This is a genomic window from Nocardia sp. NBC_00416 (genome assembly GCF_036032445.1).
Classification (GTDB): domain Bacteria; phylum Actinomycetota; class Actinomycetes; order Mycobacteriales; family Mycobacteriaceae; genus Nocardia.
The window spans coordinates 907115-926966 of sequence record NZ_CP107932.1; the positions used below are offsets into that span (position 1 = coordinate 907115).

The 19852-nt window shown below is 67.8% G+C and carries 11 protein-coding genes and 2 pseudogenes; 4 read left to right on the plus strand and 9 right to left on the minus strand.

Annotated features, from left to right (window positions below):
* Nucleotide 1: 1 nt before the first annotated feature.
* On the plus strand, nt 2-4042 hold the full coding sequence (gene eccCa / locus OG804_RS04110) for a type VII secretion protein EccCa (RefSeq protein WP_328394016.1): 4041 nt from the start codon (nt 2-4) through the stop codon (nt 4040-4042).
* A gap of 43 nt (nt 4043-4085) precedes the next feature.
* Here eccCa and OG804_RS04115 read toward each other — a convergent pair whose 3' ends face one another.
* From OG804_RS04115 to OG804_RS04125, 3 genes are all read right to left on the minus strand, one after another.
* Nucleotides 4086-4886: a response regulator transcription factor gene (locus OG804_RS04115; RefSeq protein ID WP_328394018.1), complete on the minus strand. Its 801-nt coding sequence runs from the start codon at nt 4884-4886 to the stop codon at nt 4086-4088.
* A 208-nt stretch (nt 4887-5094) separates the two neighbouring features.
* Nucleotides 5095-7845: an AfsR/SARP family transcriptional regulator gene (locus OG804_RS04120; protein ID WP_328394020.1), complete on the minus strand. Its 2751-nt coding sequence runs from the start codon at nt 7843-7845 to the stop codon at nt 5095-5097.
* A complete protein-coding gene (locus OG804_RS04125; protein WP_328394022.1) occupies nt 7842-10277 on the minus strand; it encodes a hypothetical protein in 2436 nt (811 codons plus the stop codon). Before OG804_RS04125 ends, OG804_RS04120 begins: the two co-directional genes overlap by 4 nt.
* A gap of 100 nt (nt 10278-10377) precedes the next feature.
* Here OG804_RS04125 and OG804_RS04130 point away from each other — a divergent pair.
* Nucleotides 10378-11025: pseudogene (locus tag OG804_RS04130) on the plus strand (response regulator transcription factor); the annotation flags it as partial.
* 79 nt (nt 11026-11104) lie between these two features.
* Here OG804_RS04130 and OG804_RS04135 read toward each other — a convergent pair.
* Nucleotides 11105-11803 (minus strand): aspartyl/asparaginyl beta-hydroxylase domain-containing protein, encoded by a 699-nt coding sequence (locus tag OG804_RS04135; protein ID WP_328394026.1) that lies wholly within the window; start codon nt 11801-11803, stop codon nt 11105-11107.
* A 281-nt stretch (nt 11804-12084) separates the two neighbouring features.
* Here OG804_RS04135 and OG804_RS04140 point away from each other — a divergent pair, with 281 nt between their 5' ends.
* On the plus strand, nt 12085-14061 hold the full coding sequence (locus tag OG804_RS04140; protein WP_328394028.1) for a neutral/alkaline ceramidase: 1977 nt from the start codon (nt 12085-12087) through the stop codon (nt 14059-14061).
* Between the two features lie 213 nt (nt 14062-14274).
* Nucleotides 14275-14787, plus strand: a complete 513-nt coding sequence (locus OG804_RS04145) for a hypothetical protein (RefSeq protein ID WP_328394030.1) — start codon at nt 14275-14277, stop codon at nt 14785-14787.
* A 53-nt stretch (nt 14788-14840) separates the two neighbouring features.
* On the opposite strand, the gene OG804_RS04150 is transcribed toward OG804_RS04145, so the two are convergent.
* The 5 genes and pseudogenes from OG804_RS04150 to OG804_RS04170 form a co-directional block, all read right to left on the minus strand.
* Nucleotides 14841-15563, minus strand: coding sequence for an SDR family NAD(P)-dependent oxidoreductase (locus OG804_RS04150; RefSeq protein ID WP_328394032.1), 723 nt, complete (start codon nt 15561-15563; stop codon nt 14841-14843).
* A 107-nt stretch (nt 15564-15670) separates the two neighbouring features.
* Nucleotides 15671-16861, minus strand: coding sequence for an acyl-CoA dehydrogenase family protein (locus OG804_RS04155; RefSeq protein WP_328394034.1), 1191 nt, complete (start codon nt 16859-16861; stop codon nt 15671-15673).
* A complete protein-coding gene (locus OG804_RS04160; protein ID WP_328394036.1) occupies nt 16858-18096 on the minus strand; it encodes a CoA transferase in 1239 nt (412 codons plus the stop codon). The genes OG804_RS04155 and OG804_RS04160 overlap by 4 nt, the downstream gene beginning before the upstream one ends.
* A pseudogene (locus OG804_RS04165) lies at nt 18096-18296 on the minus strand (acetyl-CoA C-acyltransferase); the annotation flags it as partial. The gene OG804_RS04160 and the pseudogene OG804_RS04165, both read right to left, overlap by 1 nt.
* Before the next feature lie 292 nt (nt 18297-18588).
* On the minus strand, nt 18589-19785 hold the full coding sequence (locus OG804_RS04170; protein ID WP_328394038.1) for an acyl-CoA dehydrogenase family protein: 1197 nt from the start codon (nt 19783-19785) through the stop codon (nt 18589-18591).
* Nucleotides 19786-19852 lie beyond the last annotated feature (67 nt).

The window sequence follows — 19852 nt, forward strand, 5'->3', positions numbered from 1 at the left end:
CGTGACGACCAGAGGATTTGTCCGTCGCCCCCGTATCGCGCCCCCGGTCGTACCGGGCGGCGACCTGGATCTTGTCGCGCCGCCCGAGGTGCCCCGGCAGCTGCCCGGCAATCTGCTGATGAAGCTGATGCCCGTGGTGATGGTGATCGCGGTCGTCGGCGTGATCGCGATGATGGCCATGATGGGGCGTTCGCTGCTGAGCAACCCGCTCATGCTGATGTTCCCGCTGATGATGCTCATGTCGATGGTGGGGATGGTGGCCGGTTACGGCTCGGGTGGGGGCGCGAAGGCCGCCGCGGAGTTGAACGAGGAGCGCAAGGACTACTTCCGTTACCTCTCGCAGACCCGTCTGGAGGTGCGGCGTACGGGGCAGAGTCAGCTCGAGGCGCTGCGTTGGAGCCATCCCGAACCACTCGATCTGCACGCGCTGACCGGAACTCGCCGGATGTGGGAGCGGCGGCCCACCGACCCCGATTTCGGTCATGTACGAGTAGGTATCGGCACCCATCGGCTAGCGACTCGGCTGGCCCGTCCGGAGACCGGACCGCTGGAGGATCTGGAGCCGGTGTCGACGGTCTCGCTGCGACGCTTCGTGCGGACCCACGGTGTGGTGCACGGGTTGCCCACCGCGGTATCCCTGCGCGCGTTTCCCGCGATCAACATCGAGGGTGATCCGGACCAATGCCGGATGCTCGTGCGCTCCGTGATCATGGAGTTCACCGCCCTGCACGGGCCCGACCACGCGGTGCTGGCGATAGTCTGCGCCGAATCGGACAGCCCGGCGTGGTCCTGGACCAAATGGTTGCCGCATATCCGGCATCCGGGCCGACGCGATGCGGTGGGCGCGGTTCGAATGCTCTATCCCTCGCTGGCGGAATTCGAAGCCGAATGCGCGGCGGAATTGGCCGGGCGTGGGCGATTCATGCGCGGCGCCCCACCTTCGGCGGAGCATCCGCACGTGCTGGTCGTGATCGACGACGGTCATGTGCACGGTGGTGAACAGGTCCTCAGCGATGCGGGGTTCGAATCCGTGACAGTCCTGGACCTGACCGCCCCCGCGGACGGATCGGCGGTGCGGCGAGGATTGCAGTTGGTCGTCGCCGACGGCGCCGTCGCCGCGAAAAGCGGTCTCGGCGTCGAGAAGTTCGCTGTACTCGATCAGGTGGGCCCGGCGGACGCGGAGGCCTTCGCCCGGGCGCTGGCCCATTATCGAATCATCACCGCCGCGCAGATCCTGGACCTCGGACGGGACGAGCCGGTCGACCCCGGGCTCATGGAGCTGCTGAAGATTCCCGACGCCGCACGGATCGATCCGGGCGCGGTGTGGCGGCCGCGCAATGGCCGGGAACGATTGCGGGTACGGATCGGCGTGACCCCCGACGGGTCTCCGGTGGAGTTGGATATCAAAGAGTCGGCGGAGAACGGCATGGGTCCGCACGGCCTGTGCATCGGCGCGACCGGCTCCGGAAAATCGGAGTTCCTGCGAACCCTGGTGCTCGCCCTGGTCACCACCCATTCGCCGGATCTGCTGAACCTCGTGCTGGTCGACTTCAAAGGTGGCGCGACCTTTCTCGGGTTGGAGCAGTTGCCGCATGTGGCGGCGGTGATCACCAACCTGGAAGAGGAACTGGCCCTGGTCGATCGTATGAAGGACGCGTTGTCCGGTGAGCTGAATCGTCGTCAAGAATTACTGCGCGCGGCCGGGAATTTCGCGAATGTGTCCCAGTACGAGGCGGCGCGCGCCGCGGGAGCCCCGCTGGATCCACTGCCCGCATTGTTCATCGTCGTCGACGAGTTCTCGGAACTGCTCTCGCAGAAACCGGACTTCGCGGAGCTGTTCGTCATGATCGGCCGGCTCGGCCGCTCATTGCGGGTGCATCTGCTGCTGGCGTCGCAGCGGTTGGAGGAGAACCGGCTGCGGGGTCTGGAGAGCCACTTGTCGTACCGCATCGGACTGCGCACCTTCTCCGCGTCGGAGTCCAGGTCGGTGCTCGGCATCACCGACGCCTATCACCTGCCGTCGGATCCCGGGGCGGGGTATCTCAAAACCGACGCCTCGGACCCGGTCCGGTTCAAAGCGTCCTATGTCTCGGGTCCCTACCGCCATCGCGACGTATCGCGGCGGGTCGACGGGCGCGCGGCCGAGCGGCTGCGGCCGATGCTGTTCACGGCGGCTCCGGTGTCGGTGACCGAGCGCAGGCCGGACACCGGGACACGGGCTGCCGGGACGGGACTTCCCGAACTTCCTCCGGCTCCCGCGGAGGTCACCGCGGACGAACGGGCCGACGAGCATTCCGGCGGTGTGCCGGAGACCCTGTTGCAGGTGGTCGTGCGCCGACTGGTCGGACACGGGAGGCCGGCTCATGGCGTGTGGCTGCCGCCGCTGGACGAATCGCCCTCGGTGGATATGCTCCTGCCGCATCCGGACTGGCGCACGCCGGCCAACTGTCACGGGCAGCTGTGGCTGCCGATCGGCGTCATCGACAAACCGTACGAGCAGCGCCGCGATGTGCTCACGATCGATCTGTCGGGGTCGGCCGGAAATATCGCTGTGGTCGGTGGCCCGCAATCCGGGAAATCGACGACCTTGCGCACGATCGTGATGGCCGCGGCCGCATGCCACACCCCCGAACAGGTGCAGTTCTACTGTCTGGATTTCGGCGGCGGCACGCTGGCCGGTCTGCGCGGGCTGCCGCATGTCGGATCGGTCGCCGGGCGCGGTGACGTCGAGCGGGTTCGCCGTACCATCGCCGAGCTCACCGGTCTGATGCGGCGGCGGGAAGAGGATTTCCGTGCGCTGGGCATCGAATCCGTCCACGAATTCCGCAAACATCGAACGAGGCCGACTGCGGCGGTGGCCGCCGACCCTTATGGCGATGTATTCCTCGTCATCGACGGATGGTCGACGATCCGAGCCGAGTTCGAACCGCTGGAGTCGGCGGTTCTCGCCCTGGCCCAGGGACTCTCCTACGGTGTGCACGTCGTTGTGTCCGCATCCCGTTGGGCGGAGATACGCCCGAATATCAAAGACCTCATCGGCACCCGGATCGAGCTCCGTCTCGGTGACCCCAGCGAGTCGGAGATGAACCGCCGGGCCGCGCCGTCGGTGCCGGTCGGCAGGCCGGGGCGCGGTCTCACCGGAACTTCTCTCCAGATGCTCATAGCCTTGCCGCGGCTGGATTCGGTGACAGATCGCGATACTCTCGCCGACGGTGTCTCCGCGGCGCGGCACGAATTGACCGGGCTCTACGGTAACCGGCGGGCGCCCGAGGTCCGGATGCTCGACCACAGCGTCGGCCTCGACCGAGTCGCCGCACTCGCGCGTGAGCGTGGCGTCGAGGTCTCACCCACCCGGATCGTCCTAGGGATCGGTGAGAACGAACTCGCCCCTGTTGTCCTGGATTTCGACCTGCAGTCGCATTTCATGGTCTTCGGGGATGTCGAATGCGGTAAGACCGCACTACTGCGCACGCTGGTCCGGGCCGTCACCGCCGAATCGGATGCCGAACGCGCCCGGGTGGTTCTCGTCGATTACCGGCGCACACTGCTCGGTGTCCTGGAAGGCGAGCAGCTCGCCGGCTATTCGACCTCGTCCGCAACGGCGACGGGCATGATCGAGGAAGTCGCACGATATCTGCGGCGCCGGCTGCCACCCGATTCGGTCACCCCCCGGCAACTGCGCGACCGGTCGTGGTGGAGCGGCCCCGAGATCTTCATCGTGATCGACGACTACGACCTGGTAGCGAGCGGCTCCGGAGATCCGCTGCTGCCGCTGGTCGAACTGCTGCCGCAGGCTCGCGACCTCGGATTCCATCTTGTCGTCGCGCGGCGGATGGGGGGTATCGCCCGCGCCCTCTACGACAATGTCCTGGGCAGGCTGCGCGAACTGTCGGTCGACACCCTGCTCATGAGCGGCTCACGTGACGAAGGCAAGGTCGTCGGTGATGTCCGGCCGACCAAACTGCCCCCGGGGCGGGGCATTCTCGTCACCCGCGGTGGCACCGAACTGATCCAGGTCGCGTGGACCGACGAGGTCGGATGAGTTCGGTGCCCGCTGAACAGCGGCCGGTCCCGGCGGCGGGCCTTCAGCCCTGACAGTTGCTCCCGACAGGTTCGAGCAGGTGGGCCGCACCGCCTGGGTCGCCCGGCTCGCCGGCCGCCGCCGCGTCGGCCGAGGGGGTGTGGTTCCACAGGTAGCCGTACCCGTACAGCGTCGTGATGAGCTCCGGGCGGCCGAGTTTGGCGCGTAGCGACGCGATGTGAACGTCCAGCGTGCGCGACTTGCCGAGGAAAACGCTGCCCCACACCCGATCCATCAACTCGTGCCGGCTCAGTGCGCGACCGGGCTGTCGCACCAGGGCATACAGCAGGGCGAACTCCATCGGTGTCAGCGTGACAGCTCTGCCGGTCACCTCGACATGCCGTTTCCGCAGATCGATGTGGATATCGCCGGTGACGATGATCTGCGGTGCGGCGGCCTGCCGCCGTTCGGGGGCGACGCGTCGGGCGATCGTCTGCAGGCGGACGATCAGTTCGGTCACCCGTACCGGGTGCACCAGGTAGGCGTCGGCGCCGGTGCGCAGGCACCGCACCACAGTCCGCTCGTCGGTGCGTGAACCGACCATCACCACCGGCATGCGGCTGAGTCGGCGGAGCTCGATCAGCGCTTCGAGTCCTGTCGTATCCGTGAGTTTGAGATCGATGATCGCCGCGTCGTAGTCGTGGTGTCTGCGCACCAGCTCGGCGCCCCGGGACAGATGTTCGGCGCGCACAGTGCGCAGCCGGAGCTCGGTGACCAGTCCGGCGCCGCCGCCTACCACCGCGAACCGCGGCGAGCACGTCGTATCGGGCCGCTGCGGCGTCGGCCGCGCGATGTCGTTGTTCATGGCTCGTCGACCTCCCACCACCGCGCCGGTGGTGTCCGCGTGGACAGCTGTGGACCATGCGCCGGGTCTGCCCTGTGGCGACCCCGGCGACATGCGCCCACGGTCCGCCGGAGGGCTTACACGAGGCTTACATCGACGTCACCTGCATCGGAGCGCGCGTGAGGACCCGGAGGTGCGTCGACGAAGGGGGAGTGAAAGGCGATCGTGCCTAACGGCCGGCCCGGATGAATCGCAGAATTGCCAGGCTGTCGTTCTGACGGCGGCCGGCCTGCTCTGTGTCGCCCATGGCCTGATACACCGTGCCGAGGTGGTAGAGGGCCAATCCCTCCAGAAGTCGCATGCGCGACGCACGGGCCATGGCCACCGCGCGGTGCCCGTGTCGCAACGCCTGGTCGTAGCGCGCGCGGTCACTGTACAGCGACGCCAAGCCGTACAGAGCGTGGGCTTGTGAGGGGAGGCTGTTGTATTCCTCGGCCAGGGCGAGGGATTCGTGCAGACAATCCGCGGCCCGGTCGGGTCGTCCCTGTCCGAGGAGCAGCAGGCCCAGATGCGCCAGGGGCCAATGAGTACGGGAGCGACAGCCGGCCGATCGGTACATTTCGACGCATCGCCACAGGTGGCGTACGGCCTCTGCGGTCCGGCCGTCGTGTGCGTGCAGCATTCCCAGACTGCCGATGATCGCCGCCTCGGTCACCGTGTCGCCGCAGGTGGCGATCACGGCGGCGGCCGTTCGCATATCGTGGAAGGCCCCGGTGCGGTCTTCCCTGCGTGCCTTCAGCATGGCCAGGTGCCGCAATGCCAAGCCGTGGCCGATCAGGTCACCGCGGTCCCGGGCCACTTCCACCGCGGTGGTGTGCAGGGCCCATGCGTCGTCGAGGTACCAACCGAGATCGAGGTACCAGCCCAACGCTCTGGAGAGGCCGACGGCGTAGTAGCCCGGATCGCCCCGGCCGGGCGCGGTGGCACGCCGGAAGTGGGTCGCACCGGCGAGCAGTGCTGCGCGGACCATGGAATCGCGCTCGACATCGAGCCATTCCAGCGCCGCGGCGTGTGTGTCGAACACGCGGGCCACCGCGGTCTTTTCGGTGTGTATCTCCTCGTCGAGCGCATCGATGCGGACGGCGGCCGAGGACGCGGTCTGCAGGTAGTAGTCGAGCAGCCGCTCCAGGGCTGCGGCTCGGTCCGCGACGTCGTCTACGGTTTCGGACAGCTCCACGGCATAGGCACGCAACAGATCGTGCATGTGGTAGCGGCGCAACGCCGTCTGCTCGACCAGGTTCGCCCGCGCGAGCCGCTCGAGGCGGCGCCCGGTCGCTCGCGGATCGACCGAACCGATGAGCGCCGCGGCGGAGTACGCGTCGACCTCGAATCCGGGGTGCCGGCCGACCATCCGGAAGAGCTGTGCGGTCTCGGGCTCGAGCAGCCGGTACGAGGACGCGAAGACGGCGCGCACCGAAATCCGCGGGTCGTCCTCGATATCGAGCAGATCGAGAGACTGCTCGCCGGTGAGTTCGGCGACCAGATCGCGGATGCGGTGGCCCGGATGGGCTCTGATCCGCTCGGCCGCGATGCGCAGGGCAAGCGGCAGGTGGGCGCAGCGCTGGGCGAGTTCGGCCGCCGCCTCCGGTTCGGCGGGATGATCGCTGAGAAGTTCGCGGAGCAATGACCCGGATTCACCGGCTGTCATCGGAGCCAGTTCGATCCGCAGCGCGCCGTCCCGGGCGGCCAGGCCGGCCAGGGCGTCCCGGCTGGTGATCGCCACGAAGACGCCGGGTGCGCCGGGGAGCAACGGACGGACCTGCTCGCTGCCGCCGGCATTGTCGAGGATGATGATGAGCCGTTTCCGGGCCACGAGCGTACGGAACAGGGCGGCTCGCTCGGCCGGTGCGGCCGGCACCGCGCTTCCCTCGACCCCGAGCGCCCGGAGCACGGTGGCCAGGGCGTCCCTGGCCGCGACCGGTTCGTCGTTTCCGTACCCCTGCAGGTCGATGAATATCTGACCGTCGGGGAACGACTCCAGGATCCGGTGTGCCCACCGAACGACCAACGCGGTCTTCCCGACCCCACCGCCGCCCACCACCGCGCAGATACGTGCCGTGCCGGTGGCGGCTGCGAAACGATCGAGCCGGCTCAGTTCGTCGGCACGCCCGACAAAAGCTCTTACATCATGAGGAAGCTGCCTCGGGACCGCGGCCGTGTCGGCCGGTGATACCGGTTCGATTTCAGTTCCGGCCAGGATCTGTGCTTCGAGCCGGCGCAGGTCCGGGCCCGGATCCAACCCGAGCTCGTCGACGAGAACGGTGCGGGCGTCGCGATAGGCGCCCAAGGCGTCTCCGCGCCTGCCCGCGTGGTACAGCCCGGTGATGAGCAATTCGTGCAACCGCTCACGCAACGGATTCCGGTGCAGGAGCGCGGGCAGTTCATCGAGGACGACCTGGGGTCTGCCCGCGCGCAGCTCGGCGGCGAAGAGTTGTTCGAGGGCGGCCAGTCGGCGCTCGGACAACCGCTGGATCTCCGCGGCCAGATCGGGCAGGTCTATGCCCTCGAAAGGGGCGCCGTGCCAGAGTCGGATCGCCTCGCGGATGAGTCCGATGCAGCGGCCCGGATCATGGGCGTGCGCGCCCGCTCGGTCGAGGAGCGCGCAGAACAGCTGGGAATCCAGCTCGTCGTTGCCCACCCGGAGCCGGTAGCCGCCGCTTTCCGCGGTGAGGCGGTCCGGTTCGTCGAGGAGCGCGCGCACCCGGTGCATCAGTACTTGCAGGCGGCCCAGAGTCTCGGGGCTGCGCGGCTCCCGCCAGAGGATCTCGACCAGGGCATCGATCGACACCGGTTCGTTCGCGTGCAACAGCAGCGTGGCCATCAGATTGCGGCGCAGGGCCCCGGACACCTCCACCGTCTCGTTCGCGTGGTGTATCCGAAGCGGGCCCAGCACCGCGAAAAGCGGTGTTCGTCCGGTCATTCGGCATCGAGCCCGGGGATATCGGCCGGCGGGTCCGGCGCCGACGGGAATTGCGGGTGGTCGACTATGTGGCTGTACGCATAGATCGCGTCGCGGAGCACCTGGCGCGAGGGTGCGGCACTCGCGGACAACAGCGCCAGTTCGTTACAGCGGCGTTCGAAGGTCAGCGTGCGCACGATCTCCGCCTCGATCGGGTCGACGTGAATGTGCCCCAGCTCCATCCCCGCGGGGTCGGTCCGCCGCATCCGTGCCGAGGCCGCGAGGGCCAGGTCCCGGGCCACGAGCTCATCACACCATTCACCGGCCGATAACCGGCCGGTTCGCTGTGCTGTGAGGATACGGTGGCGGACCGCACGTACCGCGGCCACTTCGTCGTCCATCTCCGCGACGGTGCTCGTGAATCGCGCGTGTACCTCCCACGCCAGTTCCGTGCAGCGCTGCCCCACTCGGTGCCCGGCGACGGTGTCGAGTTCTGCCGATCGGTACGACGAGGCCGCGATATCGAGCCGGTCGACGAAACCGGAGTTCGGTGCGGCCAGGTCCATCGCTTCGCCGGACGGCGGAACCGGCCCCGCCACCACCGCTCCGGCGCACCACGGCTGTATTCCGGCCACGTTCCCGGATGAGACGATCGCGGACAGTTTCGACCCGGTTCTCGTCTCCCGGACCGCGGCGAATTCGACCAGAATCCGTGCCGGGTCGCGCACTGCCTCCCATGCCGCACCGATGCTGCCGAAGGTTTCGCTCGACGACCAGGGCAGCGATATCCAAGGCGGTAACCGGATGCCCGCGGGCAGCCAGCCGCGGCCCTCCCCGGAGGTCAGAAAGACATGTGCGCCTCGCTCGTCGCGCAATACGGCGACCGACCAGTCCAGCCCCATCTTCGGATCCACCGCTGCCAGGACACCGCCGAGTAGTGCTCGCGCCAGGTCGGCATCGAGGTTTCCCGGGGCGGACTCGTAAGACGGGGCGACGCCTGGCACGGGGACCGCAGCCTGTTGCGTGGGTGTGGATACCGGAGGAGACGGAATAGGCAGCGGGGGAGGAGGGTTCGCCGCCGGCGCCCAGACCGGGGTGGGCACCGGGGTCCGGTCCGGACGCGGCGGACCGGCACTCGGGGCTTGCGCCGAGGTCCCCGGTGGACTCGCCGGTCCGTCCTGCCGGACAGGTCGTCGTCCGGCGCCGGTGGCCCGGCCGATTCCGGTTCCGGTTGGTGTGGTCGTGGCCGTCGCTTCCGATCCGATGTCGGCTCCGCGGTCCGGTGGCGCGGGTGTGGTCCTTGCCCCGTCGGGGTCGAGCCGTGGGTCCCACTCCAGCGGCGTCCGGTGCGGATCATGCGGGGTGAGGGGGATTTGTGTGTTCGACGCGGTCGCCTCGAAGGAAGGGAGGGCGGACTCGTGCGGCGGTAGGTTCCGCTCGTGGTCGGGGGTTCTGTCGGGGTGCGCCGAGACGGTGTCGAGCTGCATTGCAGGCCGATCCGGCTCGGAAAGGGCAGCCGGCGCCGACGAGGCCCATCCCGGTGGTTCGGGCGGCAGTTCGGGCACCGGCACGCCCTGCGGATCGGGAACATGTGTGGGCGGCGTATCGACGGATCGCGCGGACGCGCCGAGCGCCGGCTCGGGCGGAGGCTGCGATCCGGGTGGAATAGTCGGTCGCCGGTCTGCTACCGGTTCCGGACCGACTCTGCCCGGACGGTCGTCCTCGGTCTCCGCCGAGCGCGCCGGTCCGGAGCCGCGGTCGGTGGCCGGCGACCCCGACGCGGTGGATGGGGGCCGGCCCAACAGTTCGGTCAGGCCGGGCGGAAGCAAGGGGAATCGAATATCGCGACGCGGGTCGATCGGGATCTCTGGTGCCGCGTCGGTATCGGGGACACCACCGATACCGTGCGACGGCTTCCCTCCCTCGGACCGGGGCTCCACCTCTTCAGGGGCGGGCTGCCGCAGCAGTTCCGCGATCCTTCTCAGCATCGGTGCGGTCGTCCGGTCGAGGTCCGATCCCGCGGAAGCGACGACGTCGGTCACATCGGCACGCGCGGCCGCGACGATATCGTCGATGTTCGTGCCGTGATATCGGACCGAATCATGGTGGATCAGGTCCACGGCCTGTTCGACGATGCGGCTGATCGCGCGACGTGCGTGGTCGACAGAATCCGAGCACGCGCCCAGGAATTCAGCGACGACCCGCAGTGCTTCCTGGTGGGCCGTCATCGTGCGTTCTATGGCCAGCACGGCGTCCTTGACCGGTTGTAACCCCGTGCTGGATTGCACGACCTCGTCGAGTTGCGCTCGCGACCGTCGCACGTCGGCGATCGGAACGGAGACCGTTGTATCGCGCACCCTGAATTCCAACGTGGACAACATCGCCGGCGATATCTCCGGCCAGTTCGCGCCGACGATTGCACCCCAATATGGAATGTCGTGTTCAGGTGCCATCGCGGTAATTTTCGATTATGCCCAAGATTGGGGACCCGGAAACATTGGAGAATGTAAGTATATGTTGGGTCAGACGAGCATTTCGAGATATGGATGGGGCATGCGGCTGGCGGTGGCGGAGGGCAGTGGGCCCGGATCGGACCTCACGGAAACACTGCGGACACGCGGGCATCGTGCCGAACGGATCGATTGGTCGGCGGAGCCGTTCGTGTCGTTGTCCGAGTACGACGCGGTCGTGCTCGATCTGGCCGCACCCGGAATGGACGGTATGCGTGTCCTGCATCGGGTGCGGTCGTCGGGGCGGATTCCGGTGCTGGCCGTCGGCGCGCGGGCAGATGAGCGCTATGTGGTACGGGCGCTGCGGGGTGGTGCAGACGATTACCTCGTGAAGCCCGCACGCGTCGGCGAGCTGATCGCCCGATTGGAAACCCTGCTGCGCCGGACAGCCACAACAACCCACGGGGCCGGTGGAATCGTGGTCGCCGGTGATGTCGTGGTCGATCTCGGAGCCCGCTGTGTCCAGGTGGCGCGTACGCGAGTGACGTTGACGCCCAAAGAATTCCAACTGCTCAGCATCCTCGTCGAGCGTCCCGGTGTTCCGGTCGGCCGACAGCACCTCATGGATCGGGTGTGGGGAGACGCGCACGTTTCCGTGTCGAAGTCGCTCGATGTCCACATGGCCTGCCTCAGGTCCAAACTCGACCGGCCCGGACTGATCGCCACGATCCGCGGTTACGGCTACCGTTGGAGCGGGGATTCCGTGCCCGGACCGGGAACCTCGGCCGGGGCGGACCGTTCGCAAGGTGGCGGCGATCCGGCTCGGCCGGTCACCGGAGATTCTGCACGAGACCCCGGCCATAAAGGTAACGGATGAACACACTGACCAGCCGGTTCAAGGCATGGAAGGGGAGCGGCAGCGGTCGCAGCACGTCGACGATGAGGACCACGCGCAGCTCGTCGGCGTCGTTGTGGACCTCGTGCTCCCAGCTGTCGTCGAAGAGGATGCTCTCCCGCTCGCGCCAGGTATGCGTGACGTCTTTGACCCGGATGCTCGGCGGATTGCGGGCCGGTACGACCAGCGGCAGGTGGTAGCGCAGGTAGCCGCGATACGGTCCGCAATGGGCCGGGATCGACTTGCCGCCTTCCAGGAACGAGAAAAAGGCTTGGAACAAGTCGGGCATGCCGTCGATCACCGCACAGGTCTGTGGGCAGCGCTGCCGGTTACCGGCCGGCTTCTCGCCCATCGCGTACAGCAGGAACACCTTCCAGCGATGCGGCGTCGCGGAGGAAATGGGCCGCTGTGCGGCGTCGACGTCGTGATATTCCGGCAGGCCCTCCCAGTCCGACAGCAGGGGCACGAGTTCAGCGGAGATGGCGTCGGCGTTGCGGTCGATCTCCCGCAGGGCCGGGTAGGTCTTGTCGATATCGAAGAACACCTCGCGGCGGCGACCGCCGACATGCAGATCGAGCACCGCGTTGACGAGTCGCAGCGGCAGGTCGCTGAGCGCGAACAGGGTCGCATTCATGCGGCGAGTCTATGGCGCGATGGACCAGGTACGAAGGGCCTGATCCCGGCGCGTCAGCCGCATGCGAGGGTGCGTGGCCGGTCCGGGGCCGGAGATCGTCTGCTGCCACCACCAGGGTGGCGACATCGGCTACCCCTGCGGTGAGCTTTCACCGCATCGTGCGGCAGCCCTAAACCGTGGCTACGCAACGAAATCCCGTCGTTCGTCCTTGCTAGTTTGTCGGTGCAACGAATCGGGAACCGGCCCCCGGACCGATTCCAACAGGACGGAAGAAGAGGTCGATGTCGGAGACGAACTATTTGCCCGAGCGCCATTTGGTCGGGCGGGCCATCGCCGACATCACCGGAGAACCGGCCGAGGTCGGCATGCTCGGTTACGGCAAAGCCGATCAGACGACCACCGGAATACATCTGCGGTTGCGCGCTCGTGCTTTCGTCTTCGCGGACCCGCTCACCGATCGGCGGGTGCTGCTGGTCGTGACCGACCTGCCGCTGATCTTCTCCAGCATCACCCAGGAAGTGCTGCGCCGCCTGGCCGAGCGCTTCGGCGACACCTACACCGAGTCCAACGTGATGCTCACCGCGACCCACACCCACTGCGGGCCCGGCGGCTACTCGCACCACCGGTTGTACAACAGCTCGATCGGTTTCCGCCCCAAGACCTTCGCCGCAATCGTCGACGGGATCGTCGAGGCGGCCGAGCAGGCGCACGAGGATCTCGCACCGGGCACCCTGCGCCTGATACACGGCGAACTACGTGAGGCCAGCGTCAATCGCTCGCGTGCGGCATTCGACCGCAATCCGCAGGAGGACAAGGAGTTCTTTCCCGACGCGATCGACCCGCAGACGACCGTGCTGCGCATCGACCGCGAAGGCGAATCGGTCGGCGCCATCAACTGGTTCGCCACCCACGGCACGTCGATGACCAACCGGAACACGCTGATCAGCGGGGACAACAAAGGATACGCCGCCTATCACTGGGAGCGCGTGGTCGAGGGCGTGGACTATCTGGCGGATCCGGATCCCGACTTCGTCGCGGCCTTCGCGCAGACCAACGCCGGTGATATGTCGCCCAACCTGGACGGTAGGCCCGGTCACGGCCCTACCGGCGACGAATGCGAGAACACCCGGATCCTCGGCCTGCGCCAGTACGAGGCCGCGGCGAAACTGGCCGCGGGGTACATGCCTCGAATGGCCGGCAGTATCGATCACCGCTTCGTGCATGTCGATCTGTCCGCGGTGACCGTGTCCGCGGAGTTCACCGGAGACGAGCGCGAGCACCGTACCGGCAGACCTGCCGGAGGTGCGGCCGCCTTCGCCGGCGCGGGGTACGACGGGCCCACCCACTGGAAGACCTTTCGGGAGGGCCGTAATCCGGGCTGGGATGTGCTGTCGCGGTGGGCGTACCGGTTCGCGCCGGCGCTGCGGGATGCGCAGGCGCCCAAAGCGATCGTCGCTCCGGGTGGCCTGCTCAATCGGTTCGGGCCCTATGTGCAGGAGATCGTTCCGGTCCAGCTGTTCCAGGTCGGCGAGCTGTATCTGCTGGGTATTCCGGGCGAGGTGACGATCACCGCCGGCCTGCGGTTGCGGCGCACGGTGGCGGCCGCCCTCGGCGCCGAGGTGGCCAACGTCCTGGTCGCTGGATACAGCAATGCCTATATCCATTACGTCACGACTCCCGAGGAGTACGACGCCCAGCACTACGAGGGCGCGAGCACTCTGTTCGGCCGATGGGAGCTGCCGGCCCTGCAGCAGATCGCGGCGAAGCTCGCGACCGCGATGCAGGACGGCAGCGCGGTACCGTCCGATATCACGGCGCCCGATCTGGCAGCGCTGCAGCGACCCGCGGAGACTGCACCGCAGCCGGACTTTCCGCCGGTGGGACACCACTTCGGCGATGTGCTCACCGAGCCGGCGTCCGCCTATCGGGCCGGGGAGCGGGTGGCCGTCGAATTCGCCGGCGCGCACCCCAACCACGATCTGCATCGCGGCAGCACGTATCTCATGGTGCAGCGGCGCGACGAGCAGCGCTGGCGAACGATCGCCGGCGACGGAGACTGGGCGACCACCTTCAGCTGGTCTCCTGGCCCCGCCTCGAGCTCGCGAGTCACCATCGTCTGGCACAGCCCCTTGGACGCGACACCCGGCAGCTACCGGATCCGGTACTTCGGCGACGCCGTGAATCTCGGTGGCGACCGCGTCCCCATCAGCGGCACCTCACCCGAGTTCCGGATCGACGGCGAGGATCACGACACCTGATCACAACCGCACCCGAACCGCGCGACGGACCGGACTCGCTCACTGAATGCTATCGGCCGCCGCGGTCGGGGAGTCCGGGACGGCCCATGATGGTGGGGCGTGCGCCGGCAGTTGAAGATAGTAGGCGATCGCGAACCGGTCGCCACCTGGTTCTATCGGTGACAAGTAGATAGGCTCGGACACTGTCGATATTGATTCGAGTGAAGGACACCCGTGGCATCAGCGACGTTTCTGACGTTGATCGCGGCATTTGCTGGGACGGGTGAGATCGGGCCGCTGCATTGCGGATCGGGCCGCGAAGAGGTGGTTCGCGGGTTGCGGAAATTGGCGTTGCTCGCACCGGGCGACACCGTCTGCGGCGACCTCGACAAGTTCGGTAGCGTCGAAGTCGGGCTCAGCCAGGACGTGCTGGTCCTACTCGGCCTCGACAGCGACGGTGACTGCTCCTTCGAACTTCTCGGACGACTCGGACAGGACGGACACAGGTCCGAGCACGTGCACTACCAGGAAGTTCTCGATGCCCCGGCGCAACAGGCGGTTCCCTGGTCGACAGATCCCGCAGCGACCTTCCCCGGCCAGCGAGCCATCAGGACAGCCTGCGGCGTCTCACTCTCGTTCACCGACGATCACTCCGAACGGGTGACAGCCGACTCATGTCCCGAGTGCGTACGCGAGCCGCTGCCCGGACTGCTGCTGCACTCCATATATGCCAGTATCCCGACCTGAAGCGCGGATCGGAGACCCGACCCGGCGACGGCGGCAGATCGCTTGCCCGGGCGTCAGTCGACGACAGCGCCCCCGGTGAGGTTGAGTTCGGTCGCGGTCATGGTTGCGGCCCAGTCGGACGCGGCGAAGACGGCGGCGTTCGCGATATCGGCGTAGCTCGGGCGGCGTGGCAGCAGCAGGCGTCCGGCGTCCGGGTCGGGCTCGTCCGGTTCCGGGGAGCCCGGCGACAGCAGCCAGGCGACACGGACACCATGCGGACCGAGCTCAGCGGCGAGCTGCCGGCACAGGCCGGCGAGTGCGGCCCACGCGATGTGGGAGCCACCGAGGTTCGGGATCGCTTCCCGTCCGCCGGCCATGACGAGGATGACGCCGGTGCCGCGTTCCACCATGTGGCGGGCAGCGGCCGTAGCCACGGTGAAGCTCGACGTGACCGCCTTGGCGACCGGTTGCATGACGTCGCCGATCTGCATGTCGACGAGTGAGGTGCCTTGGATGTCGTCGTTGAAGGTGGCGTTGAAGCAGACGTCGATGCCGCCGCTCCGGTCCGCCACCGCCGCGGCGTGTCGTTCGACCGCGTCCCGGTCCACCGCGTCGAGAACCGCGATGTGCGCGATCCCGCCCTCGTCCCTGATGCGGTGGGCGACCTCCTCGAGTGTGGCTCGCGTGCGTCCGGTGAGGTGCACCTCAGCGCCTTCTCGCGCATACGCCCGCGCGACCGCGGAGCCGACGGCGCCGCTTGCCCCGTGGACGATCGTCGTGCGGTTCTGCAGCAGCATTACCATCCACCTTCCATCTCGCGCGTACGACCTCGAACCGGTACCACGCGTCCTCCGCACGAGCGTGAACCCGGAGCCAGCGCTGCACAGATCGAAGCTACCCGAGGTCAAATGCGGTAGTCGCGCATGACTCCTTTGCCGATGATGCGTTTCTGGATTTCGCTGGTGCCTTCGCCGATGAGCATGAACGGGGCTTCGCGCATGAGGCGTTCGATCTCGTATTCGGTGGAGTAGCCGTAGCCGCCGTGGATGCGGAAGCTCGCCTGGGTGACCTCGTTGCAGAATTCGCTGGCCAGGTATTTCGCCATCCCGGCCGCGACGTCGTTGCGTTCGCCGGAGTCCTTGAGCCGGGCCGCGTTGACCATCATGAGGTGGGCCGCCTCGACCTTGGTGGCCATTTCGGCGAGGGAGAATTCGATGGCCTGGTGTTCGACGATCGGTTTGCCGAAGGTGGAGCGCTGCTGGGCGTAGCGGGCGCCGAGTTCGAAAGCGCGCAGGGCGATTCCGCAGGCGCGGGCGGCGACATTGACCCGGCCGACCTCGATACCGTCCATCATCTGCCGGAAACCGCGGCCGCTGATCCCGCCGAGAACGGTCTCCGCGGGAGCGCGGTAGCCGTCGAAGAGCAGTTCGGTGGTGTCGATCCCCTTGTACCCCATTTTGTGGATTTTGCCGGGAATGGTCAGCCCCGGTGCGACCGTGCCGTAGCCGGTGGGTTTCTCGATGAGGAACGTGGTGAGGTTGTCGTGGGGTTTGTCCTTGCTCTCCTCGGTGCGGACGAGGACCGCCACCAGGTTGGCGGTGGAGCCGTTGGTGATCCACATCTTGCGGCCGTCGAGGGTGTAGTCGCCGCTGTCGTCGCGGATAGCCTTGGTGCGGATGGCGGCGACATCGGAGCCGAGTTCCGGTTCCGACATCGAGAACGCGCCGCGGACCTCGCCGGTGGCCATCCTGGGCAGGTAGGCCCGCTGTTGTTCCTCGGTGCCGTGGTGCCGCAGCAGATAGGCCAGGATGAAATGGGTGTTGATCACGCCCGAGACGCTCATCCAGCCGCGGGCCAGTTCCTCGACGCAGAGTGCGTAGGTCAGTACTGATTCGCCGAGCCCGCCGTACTCCTCGGGGATCATGATTCCGAAGAGCCCCATCTCGGCGATGCGGTCGACGATCTCCTGCGGGTAGGTGTCGGTGTGCTCGAGTTCCTGGGCGTTGGGAATGATCTCCTTGTCCACGAAGGTGCGCACGGTGGCCAGGATTTCGGTCTGTACGTCGGTGAGTCCCTGTGTGCGTGCGAGTTTCATGGGTTCGTCCGTTTCGTGGAGTCGGTCGCGGGATCGCGGAGCCGCGCGATATCGGCGTCGGCCACGCCGAGTTCGTCGCGGAGCAGGGCGTCGGTGTGTTCGCCGAGGTGCGGGGCGACGCGGGCGGGCTGGTAGGCGCCGTCCACCGATATCGGTGCCCCGGCAGCGAGATGAGTGCCGATTCCGGGTTGCCGAAGGTCGGTGAAGAGGGGGTTGGCCGTGACCCGGGGATCGGAGACGAGTTCGTCGAACGTGCGGTAGCGCTCCCACAGGATCGAGGTGCCCGACAGTGCTCCGCTGATCTCCTCGGCGGATCGCGCCCGGAACCAGCGGGCGAACAACGCGGTGAGCACGTCGCGGTGCCGGTATCGGGTGCCTTCGTCGGAGAAATCCGCGTCCAGTGCGGTGGCCAGCGCTTCGACGACCTCCGTTGTGCCGGTCACGGACATCAGGTCACGGAAGTGCCGGGGCGTCAGGGTGACCACCATGAAGGACACGCCGTCGACACTGGCGAAATCCTGTCCGTAGCTGCCGTAAAGCGCATTGCCGACCCGGGGCCGTCCAGTGCCGTTGAGCTGGGCCTCGCCGAGGAATCCGAGGTTGCTCGCCGTGGCCAGCGCGACGTTTTCCAGCGGGATCACGAGGCGGCTGCCCGCTCCGGTGATCTCACGCCGGCGCACGGCCGCGGTGATCGCCAGCGCGGCATAGAGGCCGCAGGCGATATCCCAGACCGGGACCACATGATTGACCGGGCCCTCGTGGTCGATCGGGCCGGTGACCGACGGGAATCCCGTGGCCGCGTTCACGGTGTAGTCGACACCGGTGGAGCCGTCGCCGCGACCGGTGATCTCCAGATGGACGAGATCCGGGCGGGTCTGGGTGAGTGCGTCGTACCCCTGCCATTCCCGGTCGGTCGTGTTGGTGAGCAGGATCCCACCCTGCTGTCCGCCGCCGGTGATGAGCCGGGACACCAACTGCTGTCCTTCGGGGGAGCGCAGGTCGGCGACGAAGGACCTCTTCCCCTTGTTGAGGCCCGCCCAGTAGATACTCGCGCCCTCGGCGGTGAGCGGCCAGCGGTGCCGGTCGGCGGCGCCGCCGACCGGGTCGACCCGGATCACGTCGGCGCCGAGCTGGGCGAGGGTCATCCCCGCCAGCGGCGCGGCGACGAAACTGGAGATCTCGACGATCCGGAGTCCGGCCAGCGGCGTCACCGCGGTGATCCGAGAGTCGCTCATCGGCCCACCACCCGCGTGGTCACCCGAACCGCGCCGCGGCCGATGATGACGTCCCCGACGAGTGCCGGATCGATTCCGGTGCGTTCGAGCAGGCCGCGCAGCGCGGTGACACCGAGCTCGACCGCACTGATCCCGGCGAACATGCCGTCGTAGCGTCCGATCGGGGTGCGGACCGGTTCGCAGATCACTACATCACGCATGGGGTTCAGTCTCCAAGACCGGGGAGATCGGCGTGCAGGCCGGTTGCGGCTCGCAGGCGACTGGTCGCCTGCTGGTACGGGCCGGACCGGGCCGACTTCCGCGCCTTCGTCGCCGGTACCTGCAGCGGCGGCGTGGCCCGCAACGACTCGGTGCGTTCCCCTGGTTTGTGCCGGGCCGCAGATATCGGGGGGCGGGGAAGCGGCTCGAGCCGACCCGCGCTGGTGTTCGAGGTCTGTCCCGGTGAACGACCGCCGGGCCGGGCGTCGACCCGGCGGCGGCCCGAGACGATGCTCAGGTCGGCGGGGTGCCCTGCCGCCGGGCATTCTTGACCAGACCGCCGCCGATGATCAACCGCTGGATTTCGCTGGTGCCTTCGTACAGGCGCAGCAGCCGGACATCGCGGTAGATCCGCTCCACCGGTACATCGCGCATATAGCCCGTACCGCCGTGGACCTGGACCGCCAGATCGGCGACCTTCCCGGCCATTTCGGTGCAGTACAGTTTCGCCACCGACGGCGCGGTGCGCCGATCCTCGCCGGAAACCCAGCGCTGGGCGGCGTCGCGGACCAGCGCCCGCCCCGCCATCACACCGGTCTGCATATCGGCCAGCATGGCCTGCACCAACTGGAATTCGCCGATCGCTGTCCCGCCCTGAGTGGCGGTGGCGGCGTAGCCGACCGATTCGTCGAGCGCGCGCTGGGCGGTGCCGACGGCCAGCGCGGCGATATGGACGCGGCCGCGGGCCAGTGAGGTCATGGCCGCGCGGTAGCCGATGTCCTCGCTCCCGCCGACGAGCGCGTCGGGCCCGACCCGCACATCCTGGAATCGCACCTCCGCGGTCCAGGCGCCCTCCTGTCCCATCTTGCGGTCCTTCGGCCCGACCTCGACGCCGGGCGAATCGGCCGGGACGAGGAAGACGGCGATCCCCGCGCCCTGCTCGTCGGCCGGGCGGGTGCGGGCGAAGACCACGAAAAGGTTCGCGACCGGGGCGTTGGTGATGAACCGTTTCTCACCGTCGATCACCCAGCCGGCGCCGTCGCGCCGTGCCGTCGTCCGCAGCGATGCCGGGTTGGACCCGGCCCCCGATTCGGTGAGCGCGAACGAGGCGACCACCGCGCCCGAGGCGATGGGTTCGAGCCACCGTGATTTCTGTGCGTCGGTGCCGAAACCCACCAGCACCTGGCCGGCGATTCCGTTGTTGGTCCCGAACATGGACCGCAGGGCGAGGGTGGTGTAGCCGAACTCCATGGCCAGCTCGACGTCCTGGGTGAGATCCAGGCCGAGCCCGCCCCATTCCTGCGGGATGGCGTAGCCGAACAGCCCCATGGCCTTGGCCTGCTCGACGATATCGCCGGGCATCCGGTTCTCCTCGGCGATATCGCGTTCCCGCTTCATGACGACGCTGCGGACGAAGTTCCGGGTCTGGGCCAGGATCTCCCGGAAATCCTCCGCGGTGACCGGTTCTGCTCCGGCGGACGCGCTCGTCATGGCAGGGCCTCCTGGTACCGGCGATGTGCGCCGGTGTTGTCTCGCGTTCGCGGATCTGTGGTGCGGA

What these genes read in the sequence shown, in the direction of transcription:
- OG804_RS04115 (WP_328394018.1), bottom strand. Translation starts at nt 4,886, where the DNA reads ATGAACAACGACATCGCGCGGCCGACGCCGCAGCGGCCCGATACGACG.
- OG804_RS04120 (WP_328394020.1), bottom strand. Translation starts at nt 7,845, where the DNA reads ATGACCGGACGAACACCGCTTTTCGCGGTGCTGGGCCCGCTTCGGATA.
- OG804_RS04125 (WP_328394022.1), bottom strand. Translation starts at nt 10,277, where the DNA reads ATGGCACCTGAACACGACATTCCATATTGGGGTGCAATCGTCGGCGCG.
- OG804_RS04135 (WP_328394026.1), bottom strand. Translation starts at nt 11,803, where the DNA reads ATGAATGCGACCCTGTTCGCGCTCAGCGACCTGCCGCTGCGACTCGTC.
- OG804_RS04140 (WP_328394028.1), top strand. Translation starts at nt 12,085, where the DNA reads ATGTCGGAGACGAACTATTTGCCCGAGCGCCATTTGGTCGGGCGGGCC.
- OG804_RS04150 (WP_328394032.1), bottom strand. Translation starts at nt 15,563, where the DNA reads ATGCTGCTGCAGAACCGCACGACGATCGTCCACGGGGCAAGCGGCGCC.
- OG804_RS04155 (WP_328394034.1), bottom strand. Translation starts at nt 16,861, where the DNA reads ATGAAACTCGCACGCACACAGGGACTCACCGACGTACAGACCGAAATC.
- OG804_RS04160 (WP_328394036.1), bottom strand. Translation starts at nt 18,096, where the DNA reads ATGAGCGACTCTCGGATCACCGCGGTGACGCCGCTGGCCGGACTCCGG.
- OG804_RS04170 (WP_328394038.1), bottom strand. Translation starts at nt 19,785, where the DNA reads ATGACGAGCGCGTCCGCCGGAGCAGAACCGGTCACCGCGGAGGATTTC.